Source organism: Zwartia sp. (assembly GCF_049655405.1).
Lineage (GTDB): Bacteria > Pseudomonadota > Gammaproteobacteria > Burkholderiales > Burkholderiaceae_B > Zwartia.
The window spans coordinates 344,381-365,415 of the sequence record NZ_JBASJR010000008.1; the positions used below are offsets into that span (position 1 = coordinate 344,381).

Annotated in this window: 28 protein-coding genes; 2 read left to right on the forward strand and 26 right to left on the reverse strand. The window is 50.3% G+C overall.

Annotation, left to right across the window (positions count from 1 at the left end):
- Positions 1-8: 8 nt before the first annotated feature.
- The 5 genes from WBJ47_RS05560 to WBJ47_RS05580 form a co-directional block, all read right to left on the reverse strand.
- Positions 9-947 (reverse strand): DMT family transporter, encoded by a 939-nt coding sequence (locus WBJ47_RS05560; protein ID WP_422243485.1) that lies wholly within the window; start codon positions 945-947, stop codon positions 9-11.
- Positions 948-955: 8 nt separating this feature from the next.
- A complete protein-coding gene (locus WBJ47_RS05565) occupies positions 956-2,161 on the reverse strand; it encodes an MFS transporter (protein ID WP_422243486.1) in 1,206 nt (401 codons plus the stop codon).
- Entirely contained in the window at positions 2,158-3,489 is a 1,332-nt protein-coding gene (gene ccsB / locus WBJ47_RS05570) for a c-type cytochrome biogenesis protein CcsB (protein WP_422243487.1), read from the reverse strand. Before ccsB ends, WBJ47_RS05565 begins: the two co-directional genes overlap by 4 nt.
- Before the next feature lie 39 nt (positions 3,490-3,528).
- Entirely contained in the window at positions 3,529-5,583 is a 2,055-nt protein-coding gene (locus WBJ47_RS05575; protein ID WP_422243488.1) for a cytochrome c biogenesis protein ResB, read from the reverse strand.
- Positions 5,584-5,769: 186 nt separating this feature from the next.
- Positions 5,770-6,483, reverse strand: coding sequence for a c-type cytochrome (locus WBJ47_RS05580; protein ID WP_422243489.1), 714 nt, complete (start codon positions 6,481-6,483; stop codon positions 5,770-5,772).
- Positions 6,484-6,577: 94 nt separating this feature from the next.
- On the opposite strand from WBJ47_RS05580, the gene yihA reads away from it, so the two are divergent.
- Together yihA and hemB are read left to right on the forward strand one after the other, a co-directional pair.
- Positions 6,578-7,201: a ribosome biogenesis GTP-binding protein YihA/YsxC gene (gene yihA / locus WBJ47_RS05585; protein WP_422243513.1), complete on the forward strand. Its 624-nt coding sequence runs from the start codon at positions 6,578-6,580 to the stop codon at positions 7,199-7,201.
- Positions 7,198-8,217, forward strand: a complete 1,020-nt coding sequence (gene hemB / locus WBJ47_RS05590; protein WP_422243490.1) for a porphobilinogen synthase — start codon at positions 7,198-7,200, stop codon at positions 8,215-8,217. The genes yihA and hemB overlap by 4 nt, the downstream gene beginning before the upstream one ends.
- Before the next feature lie 27 nt (positions 8,218-8,244).
- Here the strand turns inward: hemB and WBJ47_RS05595 are convergent, their stop codons facing one another.
- The 21 genes from WBJ47_RS05595 to rplN form a co-directional block, all read right to left on the reverse strand.
- Complete coding sequence (locus WBJ47_RS05595) at positions 8,245-9,510, reverse strand: MFS transporter (protein WP_422243491.1); 1,266 nt, start codon at positions 9,508-9,510, stop codon at positions 8,245-8,247.
- Between the two features lie 46 nt (positions 9,511-9,556).
- Entirely contained in the window at positions 9,557-11,557 is a 2,001-nt protein-coding gene (gene dsbD / locus WBJ47_RS05600; RefSeq protein WP_422243492.1) for a protein-disulfide reductase DsbD, read from the reverse strand.
- 14 nt (positions 11,558-11,571) lie between these two features.
- Complete coding sequence (gene cutA, locus WBJ47_RS05605; RefSeq protein ID WP_422243514.1) at positions 11,572-11,910, reverse strand: divalent-cation tolerance protein CutA; 339 nt, start codon at positions 11,908-11,910, stop codon at positions 11,572-11,574.
- A 128-nt stretch (positions 11,911-12,038) separates the two neighbouring features.
- A complete protein-coding gene (rplQ, locus tag WBJ47_RS05610) occupies positions 12,039-12,434 on the reverse strand; it encodes a 50S ribosomal protein L17 (protein ID WP_422243493.1) in 396 nt (131 codons plus the stop codon).
- A 197-nt stretch (positions 12,435-12,631) separates the two neighbouring features.
- Positions 12,632-13,615, reverse strand: coding sequence for a DNA-directed RNA polymerase subunit alpha (locus tag WBJ47_RS05615; protein ID WP_422243494.1), 984 nt, complete (start codon positions 13,613-13,615; stop codon positions 12,632-12,634).
- A 134-nt stretch (positions 13,616-13,749) separates the two neighbouring features.
- Positions 13,750-14,373 carry a 30S ribosomal protein S4 gene (gene rpsD / locus WBJ47_RS05620; protein WP_422243495.1) on the reverse strand — a complete coding sequence of 208 codons (624 nt, stop codon included), beginning with the start codon at positions 14,371-14,373 and terminating at the stop codon, positions 13,750-13,752.
- Between the two features lie 11 nt (positions 14,374-14,384).
- Positions 14,385-14,786 carry a 30S ribosomal protein S11 gene (gene rpsK / locus WBJ47_RS05625; protein ID WP_290242409.1) on the reverse strand — a complete coding sequence of 134 codons (402 nt, stop codon included), beginning with the start codon at positions 14,784-14,786 and terminating at the stop codon, positions 14,385-14,387.
- A 13-nt stretch (positions 14,787-14,799) separates the two neighbouring features.
- Complete coding sequence (gene rpsM / locus WBJ47_RS05630) at positions 14,800-15,165, reverse strand: 30S ribosomal protein S13 (protein ID WP_422243496.1); 366 nt, start codon at positions 15,163-15,165, stop codon at positions 14,800-14,802.
- 17 nt (positions 15,166-15,182) lie between these two features.
- A complete protein-coding gene (gene rpmJ / locus WBJ47_RS05635) occupies positions 15,183-15,296 on the reverse strand; it encodes a 50S ribosomal protein L36 (RefSeq protein ID WP_003805360.1) in 114 nt (37 codons plus the stop codon).
- 34 nt (positions 15,297-15,330) lie between these two features.
- Positions 15,331-15,549, reverse strand: a complete 219-nt coding sequence (gene infA / locus WBJ47_RS05640; RefSeq protein ID WP_028816445.1) for a translation initiation factor IF-1 — start codon at positions 15,547-15,549, stop codon at positions 15,331-15,333.
- Positions 15,550-15,558: 9 nt separating this feature from the next.
- Positions 15,559-16,887: a preprotein translocase subunit SecY gene (secY, locus tag WBJ47_RS05645; protein WP_422243497.1), complete on the reverse strand. Its 1,329-nt coding sequence runs from the start codon at positions 16,885-16,887 to the stop codon at positions 15,559-15,561.
- Between the two features lie 13 nt (positions 16,888-16,900).
- Complete coding sequence (gene rplO / locus WBJ47_RS05650; protein WP_422243498.1) at positions 16,901-17,341, reverse strand: 50S ribosomal protein L15; 441 nt, start codon at positions 17,339-17,341, stop codon at positions 16,901-16,903.
- An 11-nt stretch (positions 17,342-17,352) separates the two neighbouring features.
- Positions 17,353-17,538, reverse strand: a complete 186-nt coding sequence (gene rpmD / locus WBJ47_RS05655) for a 50S ribosomal protein L30 (RefSeq protein ID WP_422243499.1) — start codon at positions 17,536-17,538, stop codon at positions 17,353-17,355.
- Positions 17,539-17,541: 3 nt separating this feature from the next.
- A complete protein-coding gene (gene rpsE / locus WBJ47_RS05660) occupies positions 17,542-18,060 on the reverse strand; it encodes a 30S ribosomal protein S5 (RefSeq protein WP_422243500.1) in 519 nt (172 codons plus the stop codon).
- A 15-nt stretch (positions 18,061-18,075) separates the two neighbouring features.
- Positions 18,076-18,441: a 50S ribosomal protein L18 gene (gene rplR / locus WBJ47_RS05665; RefSeq protein WP_422243501.1), complete on the reverse strand. Its 366-nt coding sequence runs from the start codon at positions 18,439-18,441 to the stop codon at positions 18,076-18,078.
- 21 nt (positions 18,442-18,462) lie between these two features.
- Positions 18,463-18,996 carry a 50S ribosomal protein L6 gene (gene rplF, locus WBJ47_RS05670; protein WP_422243502.1) on the reverse strand — a complete coding sequence of 178 codons (534 nt, stop codon included), beginning with the start codon at positions 18,994-18,996 and terminating at the stop codon, positions 18,463-18,465.
- Positions 18,997-19,008: 12 nt separating this feature from the next.
- The gene (rpsH, locus tag WBJ47_RS05675; protein WP_422243503.1) at positions 19,009-19,404 is read right to left on the reverse strand and encodes a 30S ribosomal protein S8; all 396 of its coding nucleotides are present in this window, start codon (positions 19,402-19,404) and stop codon (positions 19,009-19,011) included.
- 11 nt (positions 19,405-19,415) lie between these two features.
- The gene (rpsN, locus tag WBJ47_RS05680) at positions 19,416-19,721 is read right to left on the reverse strand and encodes a 30S ribosomal protein S14 (RefSeq protein WP_422243504.1); all 306 of its coding nucleotides are present in this window, start codon (positions 19,719-19,721) and stop codon (positions 19,416-19,418) included.
- Between the two features lie 11 nt (positions 19,722-19,732).
- Complete coding sequence (gene rplE, locus WBJ47_RS05685) at positions 19,733-20,272, reverse strand: 50S ribosomal protein L5 (protein WP_422243505.1); 540 nt, start codon at positions 20,270-20,272, stop codon at positions 19,733-19,735.
- A gap of 12 nt (positions 20,273-20,284) precedes the next feature.
- Positions 20,285-20,605 carry a 50S ribosomal protein L24 gene (gene rplX / locus WBJ47_RS05690; protein ID WP_422243506.1) on the reverse strand — a complete coding sequence of 107 codons (321 nt, stop codon included), beginning with the start codon at positions 20,603-20,605 and terminating at the stop codon, positions 20,285-20,287.
- A gap of 10 nt (positions 20,606-20,615) precedes the next feature.
- Positions 20,616-20,984 (reverse strand): 50S ribosomal protein L14, encoded by a 369-nt coding sequence (gene rplN, locus WBJ47_RS05695; RefSeq protein WP_290242432.1) that lies wholly within the window; start codon positions 20,982-20,984, stop codon positions 20,616-20,618.
- Positions 20,985-21,035 lie beyond the last annotated feature (51 nt).

Here is a 21,035-nt window from a genome sequence, read left to right on the forward strand (position 1 = left end):
TCCTGGTTTTAACGCGTGCGCCGAAGTGATCGGGTCTTCAAGGATGAAATTAACATGGGCAACGTAAGCGCCAACCCCGCCGCCACAATCAATGCAATACCCGCGAAAGACTGCAGGCTAGGACGTTGCGCAAAAAATAGTTCGCCCCACATCACCGCCAAGGCCAACTGAAAGTAGTTGAGGGGTGCGAGTGTCGATGCGGGCACGCGTTTAAAGGCCAAGATCAACAAGTACTGTCCCACGCCCCCACAAACGCCCATCAAGAGCATTTCAACCATATCGCGACCGGTTGGCCATACCTGAGGCCAAAATACGGCAATGACGCCCAGGCCCATGAACCAACATGTGCTTGCCGCATAAATAAACATCTGTTCACTTTCCACACGCTTAGTCAGCTTACGCGTGAGCAGCTGCACCATCGCGTACGCACACGCGGAAGTAAACATCAGTGCACTACCGATTAAGGAAAGCTCTCCACCAGGATTAACGATCAGCAACATACCTGCCATGCCAACCAAGACCGCTGCATACTGTTTCCATCCCACCCGCTCACCGAGCACAAAAGGGGCCAGGATCACCACAATTAGCGGCGCGACAAAATAAATCGCCGTTCCCTCTGCAAGTGGTAAATATTGAATGGCGGGCATAAAGCAAATACCCACCACGCCTAGCATCGCACCGCGGAGTATCAACAGCAGTCGAGCATCTTTAGGCGCGTGGACAGAAACGCCTTTCGCGCGCAATACAGCAAAGGCCAGCACCACAATCACGGAATAACGCGCCATGTTGACGAGAGGAGCCGAGTAGCGGTGCACCAAATCTTTTGCCAATGCGTCCAGCAGTGAGAAGCAGGTGAGGGCACATAAAAAAATCCCGCAACCCACTAGCCACTGACGCTGTTGAGATGGCGCAGTCGACTCTGGCAGGCTTTTGGCTGGAAGAGTCATATCAACAATTAAGTCGCACTTGCGGTAGGGCGACGATAAAGCGGAATCAGCAACATCAAAATCAAAATACCCAATATCGACAGCACGCCATAACTCAGACCGTAACTGCTCAGCATGCTGGCCAATACGCCAAACAAAGGTGGTCCCACCATCACACCTAAAAAGGTGATGCACAGCGTGCCGCCGGTAGCGACACCCGCCTGACCCTTGGGGGCCTGTCTGGCGATTTCAGCCAGAAAGACACCATTCCAACCAATCGCTGAAGAACCAAAAATCACCAACACTGGGAACAGGAACCAAGGCGATGATGCAGGACCGAGCAACGCTGTGCCTACCGCGCCGATCACTAAGAGCACCGCGATCACAATCAGCATCATCGTGGCACCAAGCCAGCGATCTGACACGTAGCCCCACAACATGCGACCCAAGACCCCACCTGCTTGAGCGACTGTCAAGGCACCACCTGCGGCCACAAGACTCCAGCCCAAGTCCTCGTAAAGAAACGTCACCAAATATCCCATCAACGCCATCTGCGCAATCGAAAACATAAACGACATATAGGAAAGCTTGCGCAACGTGCGGTGACTAAAAATCAGCTTGAGAGGCAACACAAAACTCGTCGCCAAAGAAGGTTTGACGGTTGGATCGCGGTCATCATCCAAACCCTCTCGCAACGGCTGGACCGCCCAGGCGCAAATCGCACAGGCGATACCCGCGCATACAAACGCCCATTGCCAACCGATTAAGCTATCGAGGGAAGGAACTGTCGCACCAGCGATCATGCCGCCAAGGGGCACACCGGTTTGTTTCACTGAGAAAACAAAAGAAAGCTTTTCTGGAGGTGTTGATTTAATCAACAAATGTGAACTTGCGGGCGTAATCGGTCCATAGCCTGCACCGATAAACAAAGCCCCCAAGGCAATGGTTTCTACCATCGGGATTGCACACAAAAACAAACCGATCGCGGCCAATACGAGCCCTGTCTGGCTAAGCCGAATCGCTCCCCAGCGTTTGACGGCCGCGCCACCTAACAAGGTTGCGACCATTGCGCCAAAATAGGCCAGCGCAACATAGGCACCTAAGTAGTTGGTTGAGATTCCGACATCTTTGGCCACTGCCGGTGCAACCACCGGCAAGTTCAACAAGGCCATCGCAACAAGAGACTGAACTGTGAGGGTCGCGACCAGCACGACCCAAGGTTTAGCAGGCGTCAAAGCGCACCATAAGAATGAAGACCTGAAAGAAACATGTTAACGCCCAAAAAGGCGAAACAAGTGACTAACAGACCAACAAGTGCCCAATATGCGGCCATCGTGCCACGCAGACCTTTCATGAGGCGTAAATGCAACCATGCTGCATAGTTCAGCCAAACAATCAGCGCCCACGTTTCCTTAGGATCCCACTGCCAATAGGCACCCCAGGCGTCGGCCGCCCATAAGGCACCCAAAATCGTGGCGACGGTAAAAAAGGCAAAACCAATGGCAATGGCGCGATACATAATGTCATCGAGCACCTCAAAAGACGGCAAACGTTCGGCAATCGGCGCGCGAAACAACAAAATCGTCCCGACGATCAACGCACCAATTCCAAAATAAATCATCCATGTCGCCGACAACCCTTCGGTGCGAAACACCATGGGTTCGGCTGCCAGCAACACACCCAAAATAAACAAAGGTGCGAGTTTGAGCCAAGACTTTGTTTGCCCATGCTGTTTGACCAGGTAAGCAAAACCCACCATCGCGGCAAGCGAAAACGTCCCATAACCAATAAAGTTTGCGGGCACATGGATTTTCATCCACCAGCTTTTCAAAGCGGGAACCAAAGGCTGGATCTGATAGGCCTCTCTTGTAAAGGAATACCAGAGTAAAAACACGACGGAGGAGGTCACGACCAACAACACAAAACCGCCCAGCGCCCGCGTGCCGTAGCGACGCTCGTAGTACAAATAAAACAAGGCGGTCACGAGTGCGAACAAGACAAAGACTTCGTACAAATTACTGACGGGAATGTGACCCAAGTCAGGGCCCATCAGGTGGCCTTCACGCCAACGCACCAGCATCCCGGTGGAGCCCGCAAACACTGCCCCCCAAGTGAGCGCAGTCCCTAACCACGCTGCGGTGGGGCTCACAAAGCCCGCCCAATAACAAAAAGTTGCGATGACAAACAGCACCGACATCCAGAGAATGGCTGACTGAGATGAGAGCAAGTATTTCAAAAGAAATGCTTGATCCGCGCGTGCCAAATCCCCTTGGTACAACCAAATCGCAAACCCCGCTGCAAGCGCCATGGAGATCATCAACGTGCGCAAGGGACGCCACAGCCAGCCCAGCCATGTCAAAGATGGAACAGTGAGCACCAAAATGGTTTTCTCATAGATATCCATGGCCTGACTGTATTGGTTGAGGGCAAAACCCGCACCAATAGCCAGGAGCAAAAAGAACAATGCATCTGTCCAGTCAGGACGACCGCGCTGAATGCGCCCATCCCCCGACTCCGACAAATCATCCCAATCGTTTGCAACAGCAGCAACGGGCTCACTCATAGCGGCTCTCAATAATCAGTGTTGGGGCTTGCCATCAGGCTAACCTTGGTTCAGGCGCATCAACGCCTGCTTGAAACGGTCGAACTCTCGATTGAAATCGAGTGTACGCTTTTGCGATGTCATGGCCGCCAATACTCTCGACCCTTCTGAGGTCTCAGCAGGACGCAACCATACCCAAATACGACGGTCTCGGACATAAAACATCGTAAACACGCCAATCACTAAAAGCAAACAGCCGATATACACCGTGATCTTTCCTGGCGTGCGACTCACCTGAAACACACTCGCCTGGACATGCTCAAAAGTCTTGAGCGTCATCATGATCGGAGAGGGATAAAGGGCGAGATCTGACAACGCTGCGACTGATAACCTGGACCAATCAGCGATTTCATCCATTTTTTCAGGAGCATTAGACAAGGCAAGCAGCCCCGCACGCTCACGTGCGACATTACGCAATTCGGCAATCGATGAGCCGAGCAAACGAATAATGATGTCTGCCGCTCGCCTTTGCTCAGATTCGGGGACATTTTTTTCGAGGAAATTTGAAATCGCGACTAAACCACCCGTCGCAAACGTATCCAGCGCCCGTTCGGCCGAGATTTGTAATGCCCGCTGCTCCTCGGCGCTCCCACCATAGCTTGCGACTAACCGTTGAGAGGCCAACTGTCTGGCTGCGGGATCCGCCAAAGCGGCTCTCAAACGCATAAAGTCGCCCACCGAACTTTCATCATCAACCGGTAGGCGCAAATAACGAAAACCAGCGGCACCAGGCTCTTGAACGCCTGCCAGCATGACACGCGCACCGTCTAACTCAACTGGCACCATGTAATTATGAAACAAAGTTGCTTGACCGCTTGCATCAATCACACGGTACTCAACGCTCGGGCCAATGTTACGAAGATTTTTATTGGTCTTACCTGCTGCACTGCCTGTCACGGCCGCCACATGCTCTCCAAAGGGTTTAGGTGCAGACGGATTGCCTGCAGACAAATCCTCAACATTGATGGGACGCAGCTTGGTGACCTCAACCTTGAGTTCTTTCCCTGCGGATTTCATGGTGACATCACTAGACTGCCCAACGCGGGACTTGAGCTCAAACGATTTGTCGCTTGGACCTGCGAGCGGATAGCCCACCAATTCCACCTGACTGCCGCCATCATCAAAGCTTGATTGATATACCGTGACACCCTTAAAGTGCAATGGCTCATTGACCTCAATCGTTGCGTCAAACTTTTCACCCGTATCAGGGTCTGTCACCTCTACCAAGCTTGCGAAGCGACTCGGCATACCCGTAGAGTAATAATCAACAATAAATTTTTTCAGGTTGATGCTAAAAGGCAATGGCTGAACGAGTGCGCCATCATCCACATTCACCACTGCAGAGTCGCGTGAACTGCCTTCGGGAATCAATACGTTTGCTCGATAGCTGGGATTGTGTATCGACAAACGTCCTCGCTCAGGTACGTCTGCAATCAACATATTTTCCACGATTGGTGTCTTGCCCATTAGCCAGACTTGCAAACGCACTGGTAGCTCGCTATCGAGCAGACCTCCCACACAGATGATCACAATTGATGCGTGTGCAAAGATATACCCTAGCCGATTACCACTTCCGCGCTTTGCTGCAAGCAGGACAGCATCACCCTCATTGCGCTGACGGACGGCATATCCCTGACGTTTGAGCCATGCTTGCACAGAAGCGGTGGCTGCAGGTACACCACGCGTAGTCTCAAGCTCTACGCGGTGATGAAAAGACTGCAAACTTGAGGTGCGAATATGCTCACGAAACGAACGTGCTTCTTTGAGCATCTTAGGGGCGTTGCGAATCAGGCACAAACTGGTCGAGGTCACCAAAAATGCCATTGTGACTAAGAACCACCAGTTGTTATAGATGTGCCAAATTGAAAATCGATTGAACACATCAAACCAAAAAGGCCCAAACATATCAATGTAAGCGTTGGCAGAACGACCTTGAGGGATCACTGTGCCAATGATGCTAGCCAGGCAAATAAAAACCAACAAACTGATCGCAAAACGCATCGAACTCAACAGTTCAATGAAGTGTGCGAACGGTCTCGATGCGGTTGTTGTCATGATTCATTCATTGCCGTGGATGGAGATACTTGGACATTTGTTCGTGCGAAAAAAAGGGGGTGTCTGATCGACCCCCCCCTTTTTTACTATGTATTTTTAGAATCGGCCGTCAAAACATACTTTTAGTCACGTACATTTTCTTGCATTTGACGATCCGGCCGTTCTATCGTCCTGAGGACGTTTTTTTTAACGTAAACCTGCTGCGTAATCAGAGACTGCTTTGATATCCGAGTCGGACATACGATCTGCGATCTGGTTCATCATCGCAGAATTGCCGCGGTGACCCGCACGGAAAAGTTTGAGCTGGTCTTCGATGTATGAGGGATACTGACCACCCAGACGAGGATATTGTGCAGGAATACCTGCTCCGTTGGGCGAATGACATCCCGCACATGCTGGAACATTACGCTCGGGGATACCGCCACGCCAGATTTTCTGGCCGCGTTCGACCAGTTTTTCATTGGTTGCAGTCGCAGGCTGAGCCAACTTTTGCAAGGACAAGAAATAGGCCAAGTTATGCATATCCGCCTCGGTCAGCGGAGCTGCCATGGCTTGCATGACGGAAGGTGCGCCCTCGGCACCATTACGAAGTGCTTTTTTGGCACCTGCTTTGATACGAAACTCGACCAACTGCTTGTACAGATACTCGTGCGACTGAGCAGAAATATTTGGATTGGCAGGAATCGTGCTGTTGCCAGCCGCTCCGTGACAGGATGCACAGGCGATCACGCCGCGCGCTGCATCGCCTTGTTCGTAGAGCTGCGCGCCTTTGGCGGCGTCAGGTTTGGCGGGCCCAGTAACAGGACCGGCGGCCATACTAGTGGATACGGCAGACACACCAAGCAGCAACCCGCTCACAAGCACTATCTTGGACATTAACTTGGACAGCACACGCTTCATTGAAGACCTCGACGCTTGTAATCTTTATAAAACAACAACTTCTCAACCCTAGATTATACAATAGCGTTTGAGCTTATTCTTAATGGCCCTCCTTGTGTCCATCTTGCACCGCGCTTCGTTTTTCACTTCAGCCGCCCGGCTGGATCAATTACCCTTTCCTGGAGCCCCGGAAGTTTGCTTCGTGGGTCGCTCCAATGCGGGCAAATCCACGGCCATTAACGTCCTGACCAATCAGAGACGTTTGGCTTTTTCTAGTAAAACGCCTGGCAGAACTCGGCTAATCAATATGTTTGGCATGCCTGATCCCCTAGATCCAGAAGGGCAACTTGGCTTTCTGGTCGACTTGCCCGGCTACGGCTATGCTTCGGTGGCGCATCGCGCCAAAGAAGAGTGGGCTGACATTCTCGGTGGTTATCTGCAAAGTCGGGAGTCCTTGGCAGGCATCGTGCTGCTGATTGATATCCGACGGGGCGTGACCGAACTTGACCGGCGCCTCGCCAATTGGATTGCACCGACTCGGCGTCCCGTGCTGGCGCTCTTGACCAAGGCGGACAAGTTTCCCTATGGTCAACGCATCAAAGCCGTCTACGCAGTCAAAAAAGAGCTCGAAGATATCGGTGCGCTGAATGCGATTCCTTTCTCTGCGACCGCTCGCATCGGCCTCGAAGAGGCTACCCTCCAAATTGAAAACTGGATCTCACCCAAGGTCGTACCATGACAACACCACATCTTATTCTTGCCGACTTTCCCGCCAATCGTCCACGCCGTCTTCGTAGAGATGATTTTTCGAGAAGACTAGTTCGCGAGCACTCACTATCAGTAGATGATCTAATTTATCCTGTATTTGTCGTTGAAGGTACGGGTGTGCGTCAACCTATCGCCTCAATGCCAGGTGTCCATCGCTACTCGCCCGATACGCTAATCGAAGTCGCACGCGAATGTGTCGAGCTCGGGATTCCAGTGATGGCACTGTTCCCGGTGATTGATCCGTCACTCAAAGCACTGGATGGCGCAGAAGCCATTAACCCAAAAGGACTGATTCCGCGCGTCGTGGCCAGCCTGAAAAAACACTTTCCCGAGCTCGGCCTGCTCACCGACGTCGCTCTTGACCCCTATACCAGCCATGGCCAAGACGGCGTGATTGATGAAAATGGCTATGTCATGAACGACATTACCGTCAAAATCTTGACTCAGCAGGCCTTGGTTCAGGCTGAAGCAGGTGTTGATATTGTTGCCCCCAGCGACATGATGGATGGCCGCATCGGCGCCATTCGCACAGCACTTGAAGCCAACAACTTCATCCACACCCGCATCATGGCCTATTCGGCCAAATTCGCTAGTGCGTTTTATGGTCCGTTTAGAGATGCGGTCGGCTCAGCGGCCAACTTGGGTAAATCCAACAAGCTGGTGTACCAAATGGATCCGGGCAACATTGACGAAGCGCTACGCGAAGTCGCGGCCGATCTGCGTGAAGGTGCTGATATGGTCATGGTCAAGCCTGGCATGCCCTATCTGGATGTACTGCGCCGCGTTAAAGACGCTTTTCACGTGCCCACCTTTGCCTATCAAGTCAGTGGTGAGTATGCGATGCTCAAAGCGGCCGCAGCCAACGGCTGGCTAGATCATGACAAGGTCATGATGGAGTCTCTGTTGGGCTTCAAACGTGCCGGTGCAGATGGGATTTTGACTTATTTTGCCCCAGCCGCCGCAAAACTCCTCAAGGCTACAACTTAAATTGAGGGCTCGACTCAAGCACAAGGCTTAGGTCGAGCTTGTTTTTGCGGCAGTATTCAAATCCACTTGGCGCAATCTCAAGCGCCACGCAAAAAACCAAGCAAGCACTGGCAAGCCAACAATTCCGACCGGAAATACCGCTGACAAGCCAAAATTGTCGCCCAGCCAAGCACAAGCTGCCACACCGAGCGACTGGCCCAGAAACAGACACGAAGCAAATAATGACACTGCCGAACCCCTTGCAGACGGCGCCATTTGTGTCGCATGTGTCTGCAACACTGCGTGTAAAAAGTAATAGCCCAGGCCGGACAAAATACTTGCCAACACACCCCAATACCAAACAGTCGAAAGCATAAAGGCGGCGTAAGCAATTGCCATGGTGAGACCGCCTGTGAGTGCAAGCCTGCGCTCACCTAACCATTTCACAAACTGATTGGCACGAATCGCGTAAATGAATGCCCCGAGTGCAAAAAACCCACTAATCATGCCCGCCCATGAGACAGGTATGCCATGGCGTTCATGCAAAAAAGCTGGGACAAACGCGAGCGGTCCAAAGACAAAAATACCTTCGATACACACGATGACTAAAACCATCACGGCCCAACGCGTAGATACAACTTGTTTGAGAGGTCCAAGAATACGTGCGCCCTGTGTTGGAGTATGCGGCTTTTCTGGGACCATCTTGCGTTTAGAAATCAATAAGCCACCAACAATAAAATACACCGCGGCCATCCAAACAAACGCCCAACGCCAACCGATCGTATCCGCGAACACCCCACCGATGAGCTGACCGATCGCAAGTCCAGATATAGAGCCAAGCAAAAAACGCGCAAGCGTCGCTTGACGCTGCTCATAAGGAACATGATCGCCAATCCAAGCCATCGACAAGGGCACGATTGCTGCTGCGGTTGCACCTGAAATCAATCGGCCAAACTCAATGACTTCAAGACTCGGAGCGAACACCACAATCAGCGTCCCGATTGCACAACCCAGAGTCGCCCACGACACCACTCGAAACTTGCCGTAACGATCGCCCAGAGGCCCATAAAAGAACTGCATGATGCCGTACGCAATCGCAAACAACGTCACGGTTCCTGAGGTCTGTGCCGTTCGCACACCAAACTCCTCTGCGAACACAGGCAAAAGAGGGTCGCAAATCCGAAACGATGTGGTTGCCGCGCAGGCCGCCAAAGCAAACAAAATGATGACGGATGTTGTCGACTGTGGTTGTCCAGTCGGGGCTTGGTTTTGGTGTTGCCCGTTCAGTGCGTCTTGCTCGCGTGCTTGCGTCATATTGTCTCTGTTTTTATATCTTGTATTACTGATGCGACTTGTTTACTTACTTGAGTGCACGATCAAGTGTGACAGAAAAGCGTGTGGCATCTTGAAAACCAACGACTCTTACGTCTTTTCTTTCGGCTCCACCTGGTCTAAAAAAAATAATGCCAGGTGGCCCAAACAATCGAAATTTTTTCATTAACGCACGATCGTCCGAATTGTTAGCCGTGACGTCCACCTGCAACAACAACATCTGATTCATGCGCTGCGCGACACGCGGATCCACAAAAGTAAACGCTTCCATTTCCTTGCAAGAGACACACCAGTCTGCATAAAAATCTAACATGACAGGGCGTGTAGACTGCTCCAGCAAACGCTCAAGCTCCGCTACGGTCTTGACCCGCTGAAATGCCGGATGGGGGATAGTGCTGTCTGTATTGGTATTTGCTACGTAGGCTGGTTGATTGGTGAGACTCAACAGTTGTTTTTTTGCTCCGCTGCTCGCGGACGCCACTGTATTTGACTGATCCATCGAGGCTGGGGGTGCTGCTTTAGATGCCTCTGGCACCGCTATAGAGGCGTTTGAGTTGCGAATCATCGACAGGTGATTGAGCGGTTGTAATAACGAACGCCCACCACTTGCTAGTCCTAATATCCAAACTGTACTCAAGACAACTAATAACAAACCAAGTGTCTTACGACACACGCCGGCCAAGCCTGACTCGCTTGATATGGGATCAAACGGCCGCAGCAATACCGCAGTAAACATTGCCAATACCGCCCAACCCAAGATTTGGAACCATGTTGGCAATACTGGACTCACCATCCACCACGCCGTCGCCAACAGCAAGACGCCAAAAAACTGTTTGACGCCCTCCATCCAAGGGCCCGAACGTGGAATTAATTTTCCTGCAGAGGCTCCCATCAAAAGTAATGGAACACCCATACCCCAAGCCATGGCAAAGAGCGCAGAGCCACCCAACCATACGTCTCCAGTCTGAGAAATGTATAGCAATGCACCTGCCAAGGGTGCCGCCACGCAAGGCCCAACAATCAAAGCAGAGAGTGCGCCCATCATGATGGAGGCACTCATCTTGCCACCAAGAATATGCGAATTTTTAACCATCAAACGTGACTGAATGGCAGATGGCATTTGAAGTGTATACACATCAAACATCGCGAGTGCGAGACCTGCAAGTAACAACGCAAACAAACTCAGAACCCAAGGGGTTTGCAGCCATGCCGCTAAACCGGCTCCGCTCAGACCTGCAGCTATCCCTAGCGCCGTGTACACAACTGACATCCCCGCCACGTAACCAAGCGCGAGGGCAAGGCCTCTTGCCTTGGATACGTGCTGCTGCTCACCTACCAGCAGCACTGAAAGAATCGGCAACATCGGTAGAACGCAAGGTGTCAATGCGAGTAATAAACCCAATACAAAAAATAACAGGACAATTTCAATCGCGCCTGTTGATGACAACACATCAGCAAGGCCTATGTCATTTTCACCAAATAAAAGCTCAGACCATTGTCCCTGTTGAATCCTGTCAAATAAACCCATGTTTGAGGGCGGCGACTCTACTTGATAACTGTTGCTTTCTGGGGTTGCCTGCATCTTGACGATGAAATCCATCGGTGGATAGCAAACACCAGCAACCGCACAACCTTGTCCTGTCACAGTTAAGACAAATGGCACTGCATCCTTATCTTTTGGCCATGCTGAAATAGGAAGACTGATGTCGACTTCTTTGAAGTACAACTCCATTTTTTTATCAAACGTTGGATCATGTTTGACCACGCCTGCCGGAAATACAGCTTGCCCAAGGGTGACCGCTGTTGTGTCTAACTTGAAGGCAAACTGTTCCCTGTACATGTAGTAACCATTCGCAATTTTAAATTGCAAACGTACAGTCACCGGATCCACCATTTTCGCTTGAAGAACAAAGGCTTTTTCTGGGTCTAAAAAGTCCTGTTGTTGCGCTTGTGCAGGACTTGTCGTCCATGCATTAAATAGAAATACGCATAAAAATAAAGCGTAAGAGATCCAATTTAATTTTTTCATATCAGCATGTACTTTCATGGCTGACTTTCACATGTCAGACTACGCACCCAATTTAAATAGGGCGTGTAACCACCTAAAACCGGGATCACAATCGCTTCAGGTATCTCGTAAGGATGTAGGCTCACCAATCGTTCAATCATTGCTTGTTGCTTGGTGACGGTCGTTTTAATGAGCAGTGGTATTTCATCTGCACCTTCGACTTCACCATTCCAGCCATATACAGAAAGCATCGCGGGCCCAATATTGACACAAGCCGCTAATTTTTCTTCAATCAACAAGTGCGCAATACGCTTAGCCAACAATAGATCGGGCGCATTGGTCATGACGATGACGATGTCTTGCTCTTGCATGATGACTCGTTTTAAATAACTATGGGGTTGATTGTATCGACATACAGATTGCATTGGATACAAAAAAGCCTCGGGATCGCCGAGGCTTTTCAGTGATAGCGCTTCAGAATAGAGCGCTAGAGCTAGCTTAATTATTCAGCGGCATCAGACGCAGCTGTTTCGTCAGCCATCGGACGATCCACCAACTCCATGAATGCCATTGGCGCGTTATCGCCCTGACGATGACCCATTTTCAAAACACGTGTGTAACCGCCGTTACGACCAGCGTAACGAGGACCGATTTCAGCGAACAATTTCACGACCAACTCACGGTCACGCAAACGGGCAAAAGCCAAACGCTTGTTTGCCAATGTTGGTGTTTTGCCCATCGTGATCAAAGGCTCAACAATACGACGCAATTCTTTTGCTTTTGGCAAAGTTGTCTTGATGGCTTCGTGTGTCAGCAAAGCGACGGCCATGTTGCGAAACATCGCAAGGCGGTGGCTGCTGGTGCGGTTGAGTTTACGTAATCCATTACCGTGACGCATAATACTTTCCTTATTGAATCTATTGAGAGCAAAATTGCTCGGTTTTCAGCTCTTCGATCAGTAAAAACTTTACTGCGGGCCGATTTGTACTAAATAAAATCTTCGTCAAACTAAATTGAAGACACACATTCTAGCACTCACAAGAATCAAGGGATCTGTGACCCATTGATTCTTGCTTTTTCTTAGGCTCGTTGTCCTTATGGACGCTCGAGACCCATTGGAGGCCAGTTTTCTAACTTCATACCAAGTGTCAAACCGCGTGCAGCCAACACTTCTTTAATTTCATTCAATGACTTACGACCCAAATTAGGTGTCTTAAGCAATTCATTTTCAGTGCGCTGGATCAGATCACCGATGTAATAGATGTTTTCAGCTTTGAGGCAGTTAGCCGAACGCACTGTCAGTTCGAGATCATCGACAGGACGCAACAAGACTGGATCAATTTGTGGAGCACCACGGCTAGGTGCTTCGTAGGAATCACCAGCACCTTCAAGCGCTGCAAAGACAGAAATCTGATCCATCAGAATACGGGCAGACTGGCGAACCGCTTCTTCTGGACTAATCACACCGTTTGTTTCAACGTCAATCACAAGCTTGTCAAGGTCTGTACGCTGTTCAACACGCGCGTTTTCAACTGCATAGCTCACACGACGAACTGGGCTAAACGAAGCATCTAAGACAATACGACCAATCGTATGCGCACGGTCATCAATCAATGCACGGACGTTACCTGGAACATAACCACGGCCTTTTTCAACCTTGATCTGCATTTCAAGTTTGCCCGAATCTGTCAGCGTCGCAATCATTTGCGAAGGATTCACGATTTCTACGTCGTGTGGCAATTCGATATCTGATGCAAAAACTGGACCAGCACCTTGCTTGCGCAAAGTCAGTGTCACATCATCACGGCTATGCAACTTGAATACAACACCTTTGAGGTTCAGCAAAATGTCTACGACATCTTCGCGCACACCAGGGATTGTTGAATACTCATGCACAACGCCAGTAATTTGAACTTCGGTGGCTGCATAACCAGACATCGAAGATAACAAAATACGACGCAGAGCGTTTCCAAGCGTGTGGCCGTAGCCGCGCTCGAAAGGTTCCATGATGATTTTGGCGTGATTTGGGCCGACGGGTTCGACTTCAATCGAACGTGGCTTTAGAAAACCTTGTGACATTGCGATAGTCCTTTTTCAATACCCTCGGTTCGTTACACCGATAAGGCTGATGGATAAGACAAATAAATAACGAGTACTAGAAATACTAAAGGCGTATGCAACAACAAGCTGCATACGCCAATTAAATATTTCGATTAACGTGAATACAATTCAACGACCATCGATTCGTTGATGTCGCGTGCGACGTCAGCGCGATCAGGGACTTGCTTAAACGTACCAACTAACTTAGCTGTGTCAACTTCAACCCACTGGGGGATACCGTTACCTGAAGCCAAGTCCATTGATTCGCGAATGCGAGCCTGAGCTTTTGATTTTTCACGAATAGCGATCACGTCACCTGACTTGATCAACATCGAGGGAATGTCAGCCTTGTGGCCATTCAATTCAATCGCACGATGTGTCACCAGCTGGCGAGCTTCAGCGCGTGTTGAACCAAAACCCATGCGATAGACGACGTTGTCAAGGCGCGACTCGAGCAACTGGATCAACTGCTCGCCAGTATTGCCTTTACGACGCTCAGCTTCAGCAAAGTACTTGCGAAACTGTTTTTCCATGATGCCATACATACGCTTGAGCTTTTGCTTTTCGCGAAGCTGCAAACCGTAGTCAGATGTACGTGCACCTGAGGTGCGACCATGCTGACCTGGCTTTGAGTCAAGCTTACACTTTGACTCAAGTGAGCGGCGTGCGCTCTTAAGGAAGAGATCAATGCCCTCGCGACGCGAGAGTTTACATTTGGGACCGGTATAACGTGCCATGTGGGTTCCCCTTAGATACGACGACGCTTAGGTGGACGGCAACCGTTGTGCGGTACGGGTGTGATATCGGCAATGCTCGAAATCTTGATACCCAACGCATTCAACGCACGCACTGAAGACTCGCGACCTGGGCCTGGGCCCTTGATACGCACTTCAAGTGTCTTAATGCCGTATTCAATTGCCACCTTACCAGCTGTTTCTGCAGCAACCTGTGCAGCAAACGGCGTGGACTTACGTGAGCCTTTGAAACCAGCACCACCAGAAGTCGCCCATGACAAGGCATTGCCTTGACGGTCGGTAATGGTGATGATTGTATTGTTAAAAGACGCGTGGACATGCGCGATGCCGTCCGACACATTCTTTTTGACTTTTTTGCGAACGCGAGTTGCGCCGCCGGCAGAAGCTTTAGCCATCTTCTAATCCTCTTTATTTCTTCAGGCTAGCAGCAGCGCGACGCGGTCCCTTGCGGGTGCGGGCGTTGGTGCGAGTGCGTTGACCACGTACGGGCAAACCGCGCTTGTGGCGCATGCCTCGATAGGTGCCCAGATCGATCAATCGCTTGATCGAGAGCTGAACTTCACGTCGCAGGTCTCCTTCAACCGAAAACACACCTACGTGTTCACGGATGCGCTCGAGTTCTGCGTCGGTGAGATCCTTGACCTTTTTGGTCAGGGGCACACCAGCAGCTTCACAAATTTTGCGAGAGCGGGTGCGACCAATTCCAAAAATGGCGGTCAAACCGATCTCAGCGTGCTGATGTGGCGGAATGTTGATGCCAGCAATACGGGCCATGACTGTTCCTTGATGTATTAACCTTGACGCTGCTTATGACGCGGGTCGGTGCAAATGACTCGCACCACGCCGTGACGTTTAATAATTTTGCAGTTGCGGCAAATCCGCTTAACCGATGCCATTACTTTCATGGTTGACTCCTGTTATCTGTCGTAACCCGGCCGCTCATTTGGAGCGGAAGACGATTCTGGCACGCGTTAAGTCATAGGGCGTGAGCTCCACTGTGACTTTATCGCCCGGCAAAATCCGGATGTAATGCATACGCATCTTGCCGGAAATATGACCTAATACTACATGGCCGTTTTCCAACTTGACACGGAATGTTGCGTTAGGGAGATTCTCAAGAATCTCACCTTGCATCTGAATGACGTCGTCCTTTGACATTGCTCTCGCTTATCTCATTGGTATATTCGCGCCCTTGAAGTTAGCCTTCTTGAGCAGTGAATCGTACTGGTGAGACATCATGTAGGCCTGAACCTGTGCCATGAAGTCCATCGTAACTACAACAATAATCAGCAATGAGGTGCCGCCAAAGTAAAACGGTACATTCCAACGCATGACTAAAAACTCTGGAACCAAACACACCACTGTGATGTACAAGGCGCCAGCTAACGTCAACCGCATCAAAATCTTGTCGATGAATCGTGCGGTTTGCTCACCAGGACGAATCCCAGGAACGAACGCACCACTTTTCTTCAAATTATCTGCAGTTTCACGGCTGTTAAATACTAACGCTGTGTAAAAAAAGCAGAAGAAAATAATTGCAGTTGCGTAAAGCGTAATGTAAAGCGGTTGACGCGGCGCAAGGGCTGCTGCCAAATCCCCTAACCAACGCATACTCTCAGCACTTGAGAACCAGCTTGCGATTGTGGCAGGGAACAAAATAATAGATGAAGCAAAAATCGGGGGAATTACACCTGCCATGTTTAGCTTCAAGGGGAGGTGGGATGTTTGTCCACCGTAGACCTTGTTACCAACCTGACGCTTAGCGTAATTCACAGTAATCTTACGTTGACCACGCTCGACCAATACTACAAAAGCAGTGACTAGTACAGCAAGCGCAACAATAAACAGCGCCGAAAACCCAGACATTGCATTGGTACGAACCAAGTCCAACAAGCCAGCTAAGGCACTAGGTAAACCTGCAACAATTCCAGCAAAAATTAGAATCGAAATACCATTGCCTAAACCACGTTCAGTGATTTGCTCACCTAACCACATCACAAACATTGTGCCGGTAACTAAGGTAACAATCGTAGTCACTCTAAACATCAAACCAGGCTCAATGACCAACCCAGGCTGAGACTCAAGTGCGACAGAAATGCCAACTGCTTGAATCAATGCTAAAGCGACTGTCCCATAACGGGTGTACTGCGTAATCTTTCGACGGCCAGCTTCACCATCTTTTTTGATTGCTTCTAGTGAAGGTACAACCACTGACATTAGCTGCATAATGATCGATGCAGAAATGTACGGCATGATACCTAAAGCAAAGATAGAGAATCGCTCAAGAGCACCGCCTGAAAACATGTTAAACAGGCCGAGAATACCGCCCTGATTTTCACGAAACAGATCTGCCAAGGCATCTGGATTGATGCCCGGTACAGGAATGTGCGTCCCCAGGCGGTAAACCACCAAGGCTAGCACCAGGAACACTAAACGATGTTTAAGATCGCCGTATCGTGGGCCTGATTTTCCTGCGGACTGTGCTGCTGTTGCCATTCTCTAATCCGTCTTAAGCAATCGAACCACCGGCGGCTTCAATTGAAGCACGCGCACCAGCTGAAGCACCAATGCCCTTAAGGGACACTTTACGTGACAGTTCGCCAGATTTAAATACTTTGACGTAACGGACCTGCGTACCCACAACACCTGCCTGCTTGAGAACTTGCACATCGATTTCTTCGACAGGCAAAGATTGCAAATCAGACAAACGAACTTGAGCGTACAAATGGCCATCTAATGTAGAAAAGCCACGCTTAGGCAAACGACGCTGCAAAGGCATTTGACCGCCTTCAAAACCAACCTTGTGAAAACCACCCGTACGTGATTTCTGGCCTTTATGGCCTCGACCGGAGGTTTTGCCTAAGCCTGAGCCAATACCACGACCAACACGACGCTTAGCGTGTGTAGAGCCTTCGGCTGGCTTGATAGTATTTAATTGAGTAATCGACATCGTGATTCCTTTCAGACGTCCGTAGCAGTCACGAGATAATCAACTTTATTGATCATTCCGCGAACTTCGGGAGTGTCTTTGAGCACTTTGCTGCTATTGACACGGCGCAAACCAAGGCCACGAACTGTGTCGCGATGGTCTTGCTTGGTACCGATGGTCGAACGGACCAGGGTGACTTTGACTTGTTTTTCAGCCATGACTTACCCCAAAATCTCTTCGACGGTCTTGCCACGTTTAGCAGCAACATCCGACGGTGTGAGCGAAGCGCGCAAGCCGTTAAGCGTGGCACGAACCATGTTGTAAGGGTTGCTTGAACCGAGGCTCTTTGCCACGACGTTACGCACTCCCATTACATCAAAAATAGCGCGCATTGGGCCACCGGCGATCACGCCAGTACCTTCTGCTGCAGGCGAAATCAATACTGTCGAAGCACCATGCTTGCCAACGACCGTGTGGTGAAGTGTGCCATTCTTAAGAGCAACTTTAAACAGTTCGCGACGCGCCTGCTCCATTGCCTTTTGAACTGCAACCGGCACTTCACGCGCCTTACCTTTACCCATACCGACGCGACCATCACCATCACCGACGACAGTCAGTGCAGCGAAACTCATGGTACGACCACCTTTCACGACTTTACTGACGCGGTTAACCGCAATCATTTTTTCGCGGAGGCCGTCATCACGCTCTTCTGGAGCGTTCTTGCGTTGTTCTTTAGCCATTTGACTGTTCCTCGCTTAAAACTTCAGACCGGCTTCACGCGCGGCATCGGCCAAGGCTTTTACACGGCCGTGGTAACGGAAACCTGAACGATCGAAAGCAACAAGCTCGATACCAGCAGCTTTGGCTTTCTCTGCAACACGTTTACCGATCAATGTGGCAGCTGCGGCATTGCCACCTGCACCTGACTGACCTGCGAGTTGCTGACGCACTTCTGGCTCAACTGTAGAAGCAGAAACCAGAACACGATCGCCTTCGGGCGAAATGATGTTTGCATAGATGTGCAAGTTCGAGCGGAAAACTTGAAGGCGATTGACTCGCAATTCAGCAATTTTCTTACGCGTCGGAACAGCACGACGCAAACGGGAAATCTTTTTGTCCATGATCTTTCCTTGTTTGCGCGATTATTTCTTCTTGGTTTCTTTGATGATGACATGCTCATCGACGTAACGTACACCTTTGCCTTTATAGGGCTCTGGCGGACGGTATGCACGAATTTCAGCAGCCACCTGACCAACCACCTGCTTGTCCGAACCCTTCAGAATAATTTCAGTCTGGGTTGGGCATTCGGCTTTTACGCCTTCAGGCATGGGGTGGACGACATCATGTGAAAAACCAAGTTGCAATTTGATCGCGTTACCCTGGACAGCGGCACGGTAACCCACGCCTACCAGAGTCAACTTACGCTCGAAACCTTTGCTGACACCCGTTACCATGTTCGCAACTAGTGCGCGCAAAGTTCCGGACATTGCTTTAGCTTCGCGGGAGTCATTTGCTACGATAAAAGAAAGCTTTCCGCCGTCTTCGTTCACAATGACATTACCAATCAGAGTCTGGCTCAATGTACCCAAAGGACCTTTAACGGAGATTTGGTTTGCAGTGATTGTTGCTTCGACGCCTTTTGGCAATTCGACTGGATATTTAGCAATACGTGACATTTGGTTTTCTCCTTAAGCCACGTAGCAGATGACTTCGCCGCCCACGCCATTGGCGCGTGCTTTGCGGTCAGTCATCACACCACGTGAAGTGGAGACAATAGCCACACCCAGACCGTTCATGACCTGAGGAATGCTTCCATTGCCTTTGTAAATACGCAGACCAGGGCGCGAAACGCGTTCAATGCGCTCGATGACTGGACGACCAGCGTAATACTTAAGGGTGATTTCAAGTTCAGGCTTTTGGGCTGTACCTTTAATCGTAAAACCATCAACATAACCTTCGTCCTGAAGCACGGCAGCAATTGCTACCTTAAGCTTGGAGGAGGGCATGGTCACCGATGTTTTGTCTACCATCTGCGCATTACGAATGCGAGTCAGCATATCGGCGATAGGGTCGCTCATGCTCATATTTTATTCTCCTACCAGCTAGCTTTGGTCATGCCGGGAATCTCACCCTTCATTGCCAATTCGCGCAGTTTCATGCGGCCAAGTCCGAACTTGCTGAACACACCACGTGCACGGCCTGTAATCGCGCAGCGATTACGCTGACGAGTCGGGCTAGCGTTACGTGGAAGTTGCTGATATTTCAGCCGCGCTTCGTAGCGCTCTTCGTCGGTCTTGGATGAATCATCGATAATCGCCTTGAGAGCAGCGCGCTTGCCAGCAAATTTCTCTGCTGTCATTTTGCGCTTGATATCGCGATTGATCATTGAAAGTTTAGCCACGTCTGCGCTCCTTAGTTGCGGAACGGGAAGCTAAAGGCTGTTAACAGCGCCTTGGCTTCTTCGTCTGTCTTAGCGGACGTGGTGATGCTGATATTCATCCCACGTAACACGTCGATTTTGTCGTATTCAATTTCAGGGAAAATGATTTGCTCTTTCACCCCGATGTTGTAGTTGCCACGACCGTCAAACGCACGTCCCGAAATACCACGGAAGTCGCGAACACGTGGCAGAGCCACGGAAACGAGACGATCGAGGAATTCATACATACGTTGACCGCGCAATGTCACCATACAACCAATTGGATAATCTTCGCGGATTTTAAAACCTGCGATCGCCTTTTTGGTTTTGGTGATCACAGGCTTTTGACCGGCAATCTTAGTCAGATCAGAAACCGCATGATCAATGACTTTTTTATCTGCAACAGCTTCTGAGACGCCCATGTTCAAGGTGACTTTCATCACGCGAGGAACCTGCATCACGCTCTTGTAGCCAAACTGCTCGCGCAACGCGGGAGCAATTTTTTGCATGTAGAGTTCTTGGAAACGAGACATTTTTTTCGCCCCTTAAGCTTTCGCGCCAACGGTCTCGCCGCTGGAACGAAAAACACGCACTTTGCGACCGTCAACTTCTTTGATCCCAACGCGATCACCTTTACCGGTGGCGGGATTGAAGAGCGCAATGTTCGAGATATGGATCGGCATTGTCTTTTCGATAATGCCGCCGGTTGTTCCCTGCATCGGGTTTGGCTTAACATGCTTTTTGACCATGTTGATGCCTTCGACCAATACATGGTCTTCATCAAGACGGGCCAACACAGTGCCGCGACGCTTTTTGTCACGCCCTGTCAGCACTACAACCTCGTCGCCTTTACGGATTTTGTTCATTTACGGCTCCTTACAGCACTTCGGGCGCCAAAGACACGATCTTCATGAACTTTTCGCCACGCAATTCGCGTGTAACTGGTCCAAAGATACGCGTGCCGATGGGCTCGAGTTTGGCGTTGAGCAAAACGGCAGCATTGCCACCGAAGCGAATACGTGAACCGTCTTTACGACGAACACCCTGTGCCGTACGAACGACAACAGCGTTATAGATTTCGCCTTTTTTGACACGGCCTCGTGGGGCTGCGTCCTTGACGGTAACCTTGATAACATCGCCGATTGCGGCATAGCGGCGCTTTGAACCGCCGAGCACCTTGATGCACATAACAGAACGTGCACCAGTGTTATCGGCCACGTCTAGCGTGGTCTGCATTTGGATCATGATTTTTCCTGTTCCAACTTAACCAAAGATTCTGTGTGCATTTTGCCTACA

What these genes read in the sequence shown, in the direction of transcription:
- WBJ47_RS05615 (WP_422243494.1), bottom strand. Translation starts at nt 13,615, where the DNA reads ATGTCACAAGGTTTTCTAAAGCCACGTTCGATTGAAGTCGAACCCGTC.
- rpmD (WP_422243499.1), bottom strand. Translation starts at nt 17,538, where the DNA reads ATGGCTGAAAAACAAGTCAAAGTCACCCTGGTCCGTTCGACCATCGGT.
- rpsD (WP_422243495.1), bottom strand. Translation starts at nt 14,373, where the DNA reads ATGGCACGTTATACCGGTCCCAAATGTAAACTCTCGCGTCGCGAGGGC.
- WBJ47_RS05595 (WP_422243491.1), bottom strand. Translation starts at nt 9,510, where the DNA reads ATGACGCAAGCACGCGAGCAAGACGCACTGAACGGGCAACACCAAAAC.
- WBJ47_RS05580 (WP_422243489.1), bottom strand. Translation starts at nt 6,483, where the DNA reads ATGAAGCGTGTGCTGTCCAAGTTAATGTCCAAGATAGTGCTTGTGAGC.
- rplR (WP_422243501.1), bottom strand. Translation starts at nt 18,441, where the DNA reads ATGGACAAAAAGATTTCCCGTTTGCGTCGTGCTGTTCCGACGCGTAAG.
- rpsH (WP_422243503.1), bottom strand. Translation starts at nt 19,404, where the DNA reads ATGAGCATGAGCGACCCTATCGCCGATATGCTGACTCGCATTCGTAAT.
- rpsM (WP_422243496.1), bottom strand. Translation starts at nt 15,165, where the DNA reads ATGGCCCGTATTGCTGGCATCAACATTCCGCCACATCAGCACGCTGAG.
- infA (WP_028816445.1), bottom strand. Translation starts at nt 15,549, where the DNA reads ATGTCAAAGGACGACGTCATTCAGATGCAAGGTGAGATTCTTGAGAAT.
- hemB (WP_422243490.1), top strand. Translation starts at nt 7,198, where the DNA reads ATGACAACACCACATCTTATTCTTGCCGACTTTCCCGCCAATCGTCCA.
- WBJ47_RS05575 (WP_422243488.1), bottom strand. Translation starts at nt 5,583, where the DNA reads ATGACAACAACCGCATCGAGACCGTTCGCACACTTCATTGAACTGTTG.
- dsbD (WP_422243492.1), bottom strand. Translation starts at nt 11,557, where the DNA reads ATGAAAAAATTAAATTGGATCTCTTACGCTTTATTTTTATGCGTATTT.
- rpsE (WP_422243500.1), bottom strand. Translation starts at nt 18,060, where the DNA reads ATGGCTAAAGAACAACGCAAGAACGCTCCAGAAGAGCGTGATGACGGC.
- rpmJ (WP_003805360.1), bottom strand. Translation starts at nt 15,296, where the DNA reads ATGAAAGTAATGGCATCGGTTAAGCGGATTTGCCGCAACTGCAAAATT.
- ccsB (WP_422243487.1), bottom strand. Translation starts at nt 3,489, where the DNA reads ATGAGTGAGCCCGTTGCTGCTGTTGCAAACGATTGGGATGATTTGTCG.
- rplF (WP_422243502.1), bottom strand. Translation starts at nt 18,996, where the DNA reads ATGTCACGTATTGCTAAATATCCAGTCGAATTGCCAAAAGGCGTCGAA.
- WBJ47_RS05560 (WP_422243485.1), bottom strand. Translation starts at nt 947, where the DNA reads ATGACTCTTCCAGCCAAAAGCCTGCCAGAGTCGACTGCGCCATCTCAA.
- rplE (WP_422243505.1), bottom strand. Translation starts at nt 20,272, where the DNA reads ATGTCTCGTTTCCAAGAACTCTACATGCAAAAAATTGCTCCCGCGTTG.
- rplX (WP_422243506.1), bottom strand. Translation starts at nt 20,605, where the DNA reads ATGAACAAAATCCGTAAAGGCGACGAGGTTGTAGTGCTGACAGGGCGT.
- secY (WP_422243497.1), bottom strand. Translation starts at nt 16,887, where the DNA reads ATGGCAACAGCAGCACAGTCCGCAGGAAAATCAGGCCCACGATACGGC.
- rpsK (WP_290242409.1), bottom strand. Translation starts at nt 14,786, where the DNA reads ATGGCTAAAGCTTCTGCCGGCGGCGCAACTCGCGTTCGCAAAAAAGTC.
- rplO (WP_422243498.1), bottom strand. Translation starts at nt 17,341, where the DNA reads ATGTCGATTACTCAATTAAATACTATCAAGCCAGCCGAAGGCTCTACA.
- rplN (WP_290242432.1), bottom strand. Translation starts at nt 20,984, where the DNA reads ATGATCCAAATGCAGACCACGCTAGACGTGGCCGATAACACTGGTGCA.
- rplQ (WP_422243493.1), bottom strand. Translation starts at nt 12,434, where the DNA reads ATGCGTCACGGTAATGGATTACGTAAACTCAACCGCACCAGCAGCCAC.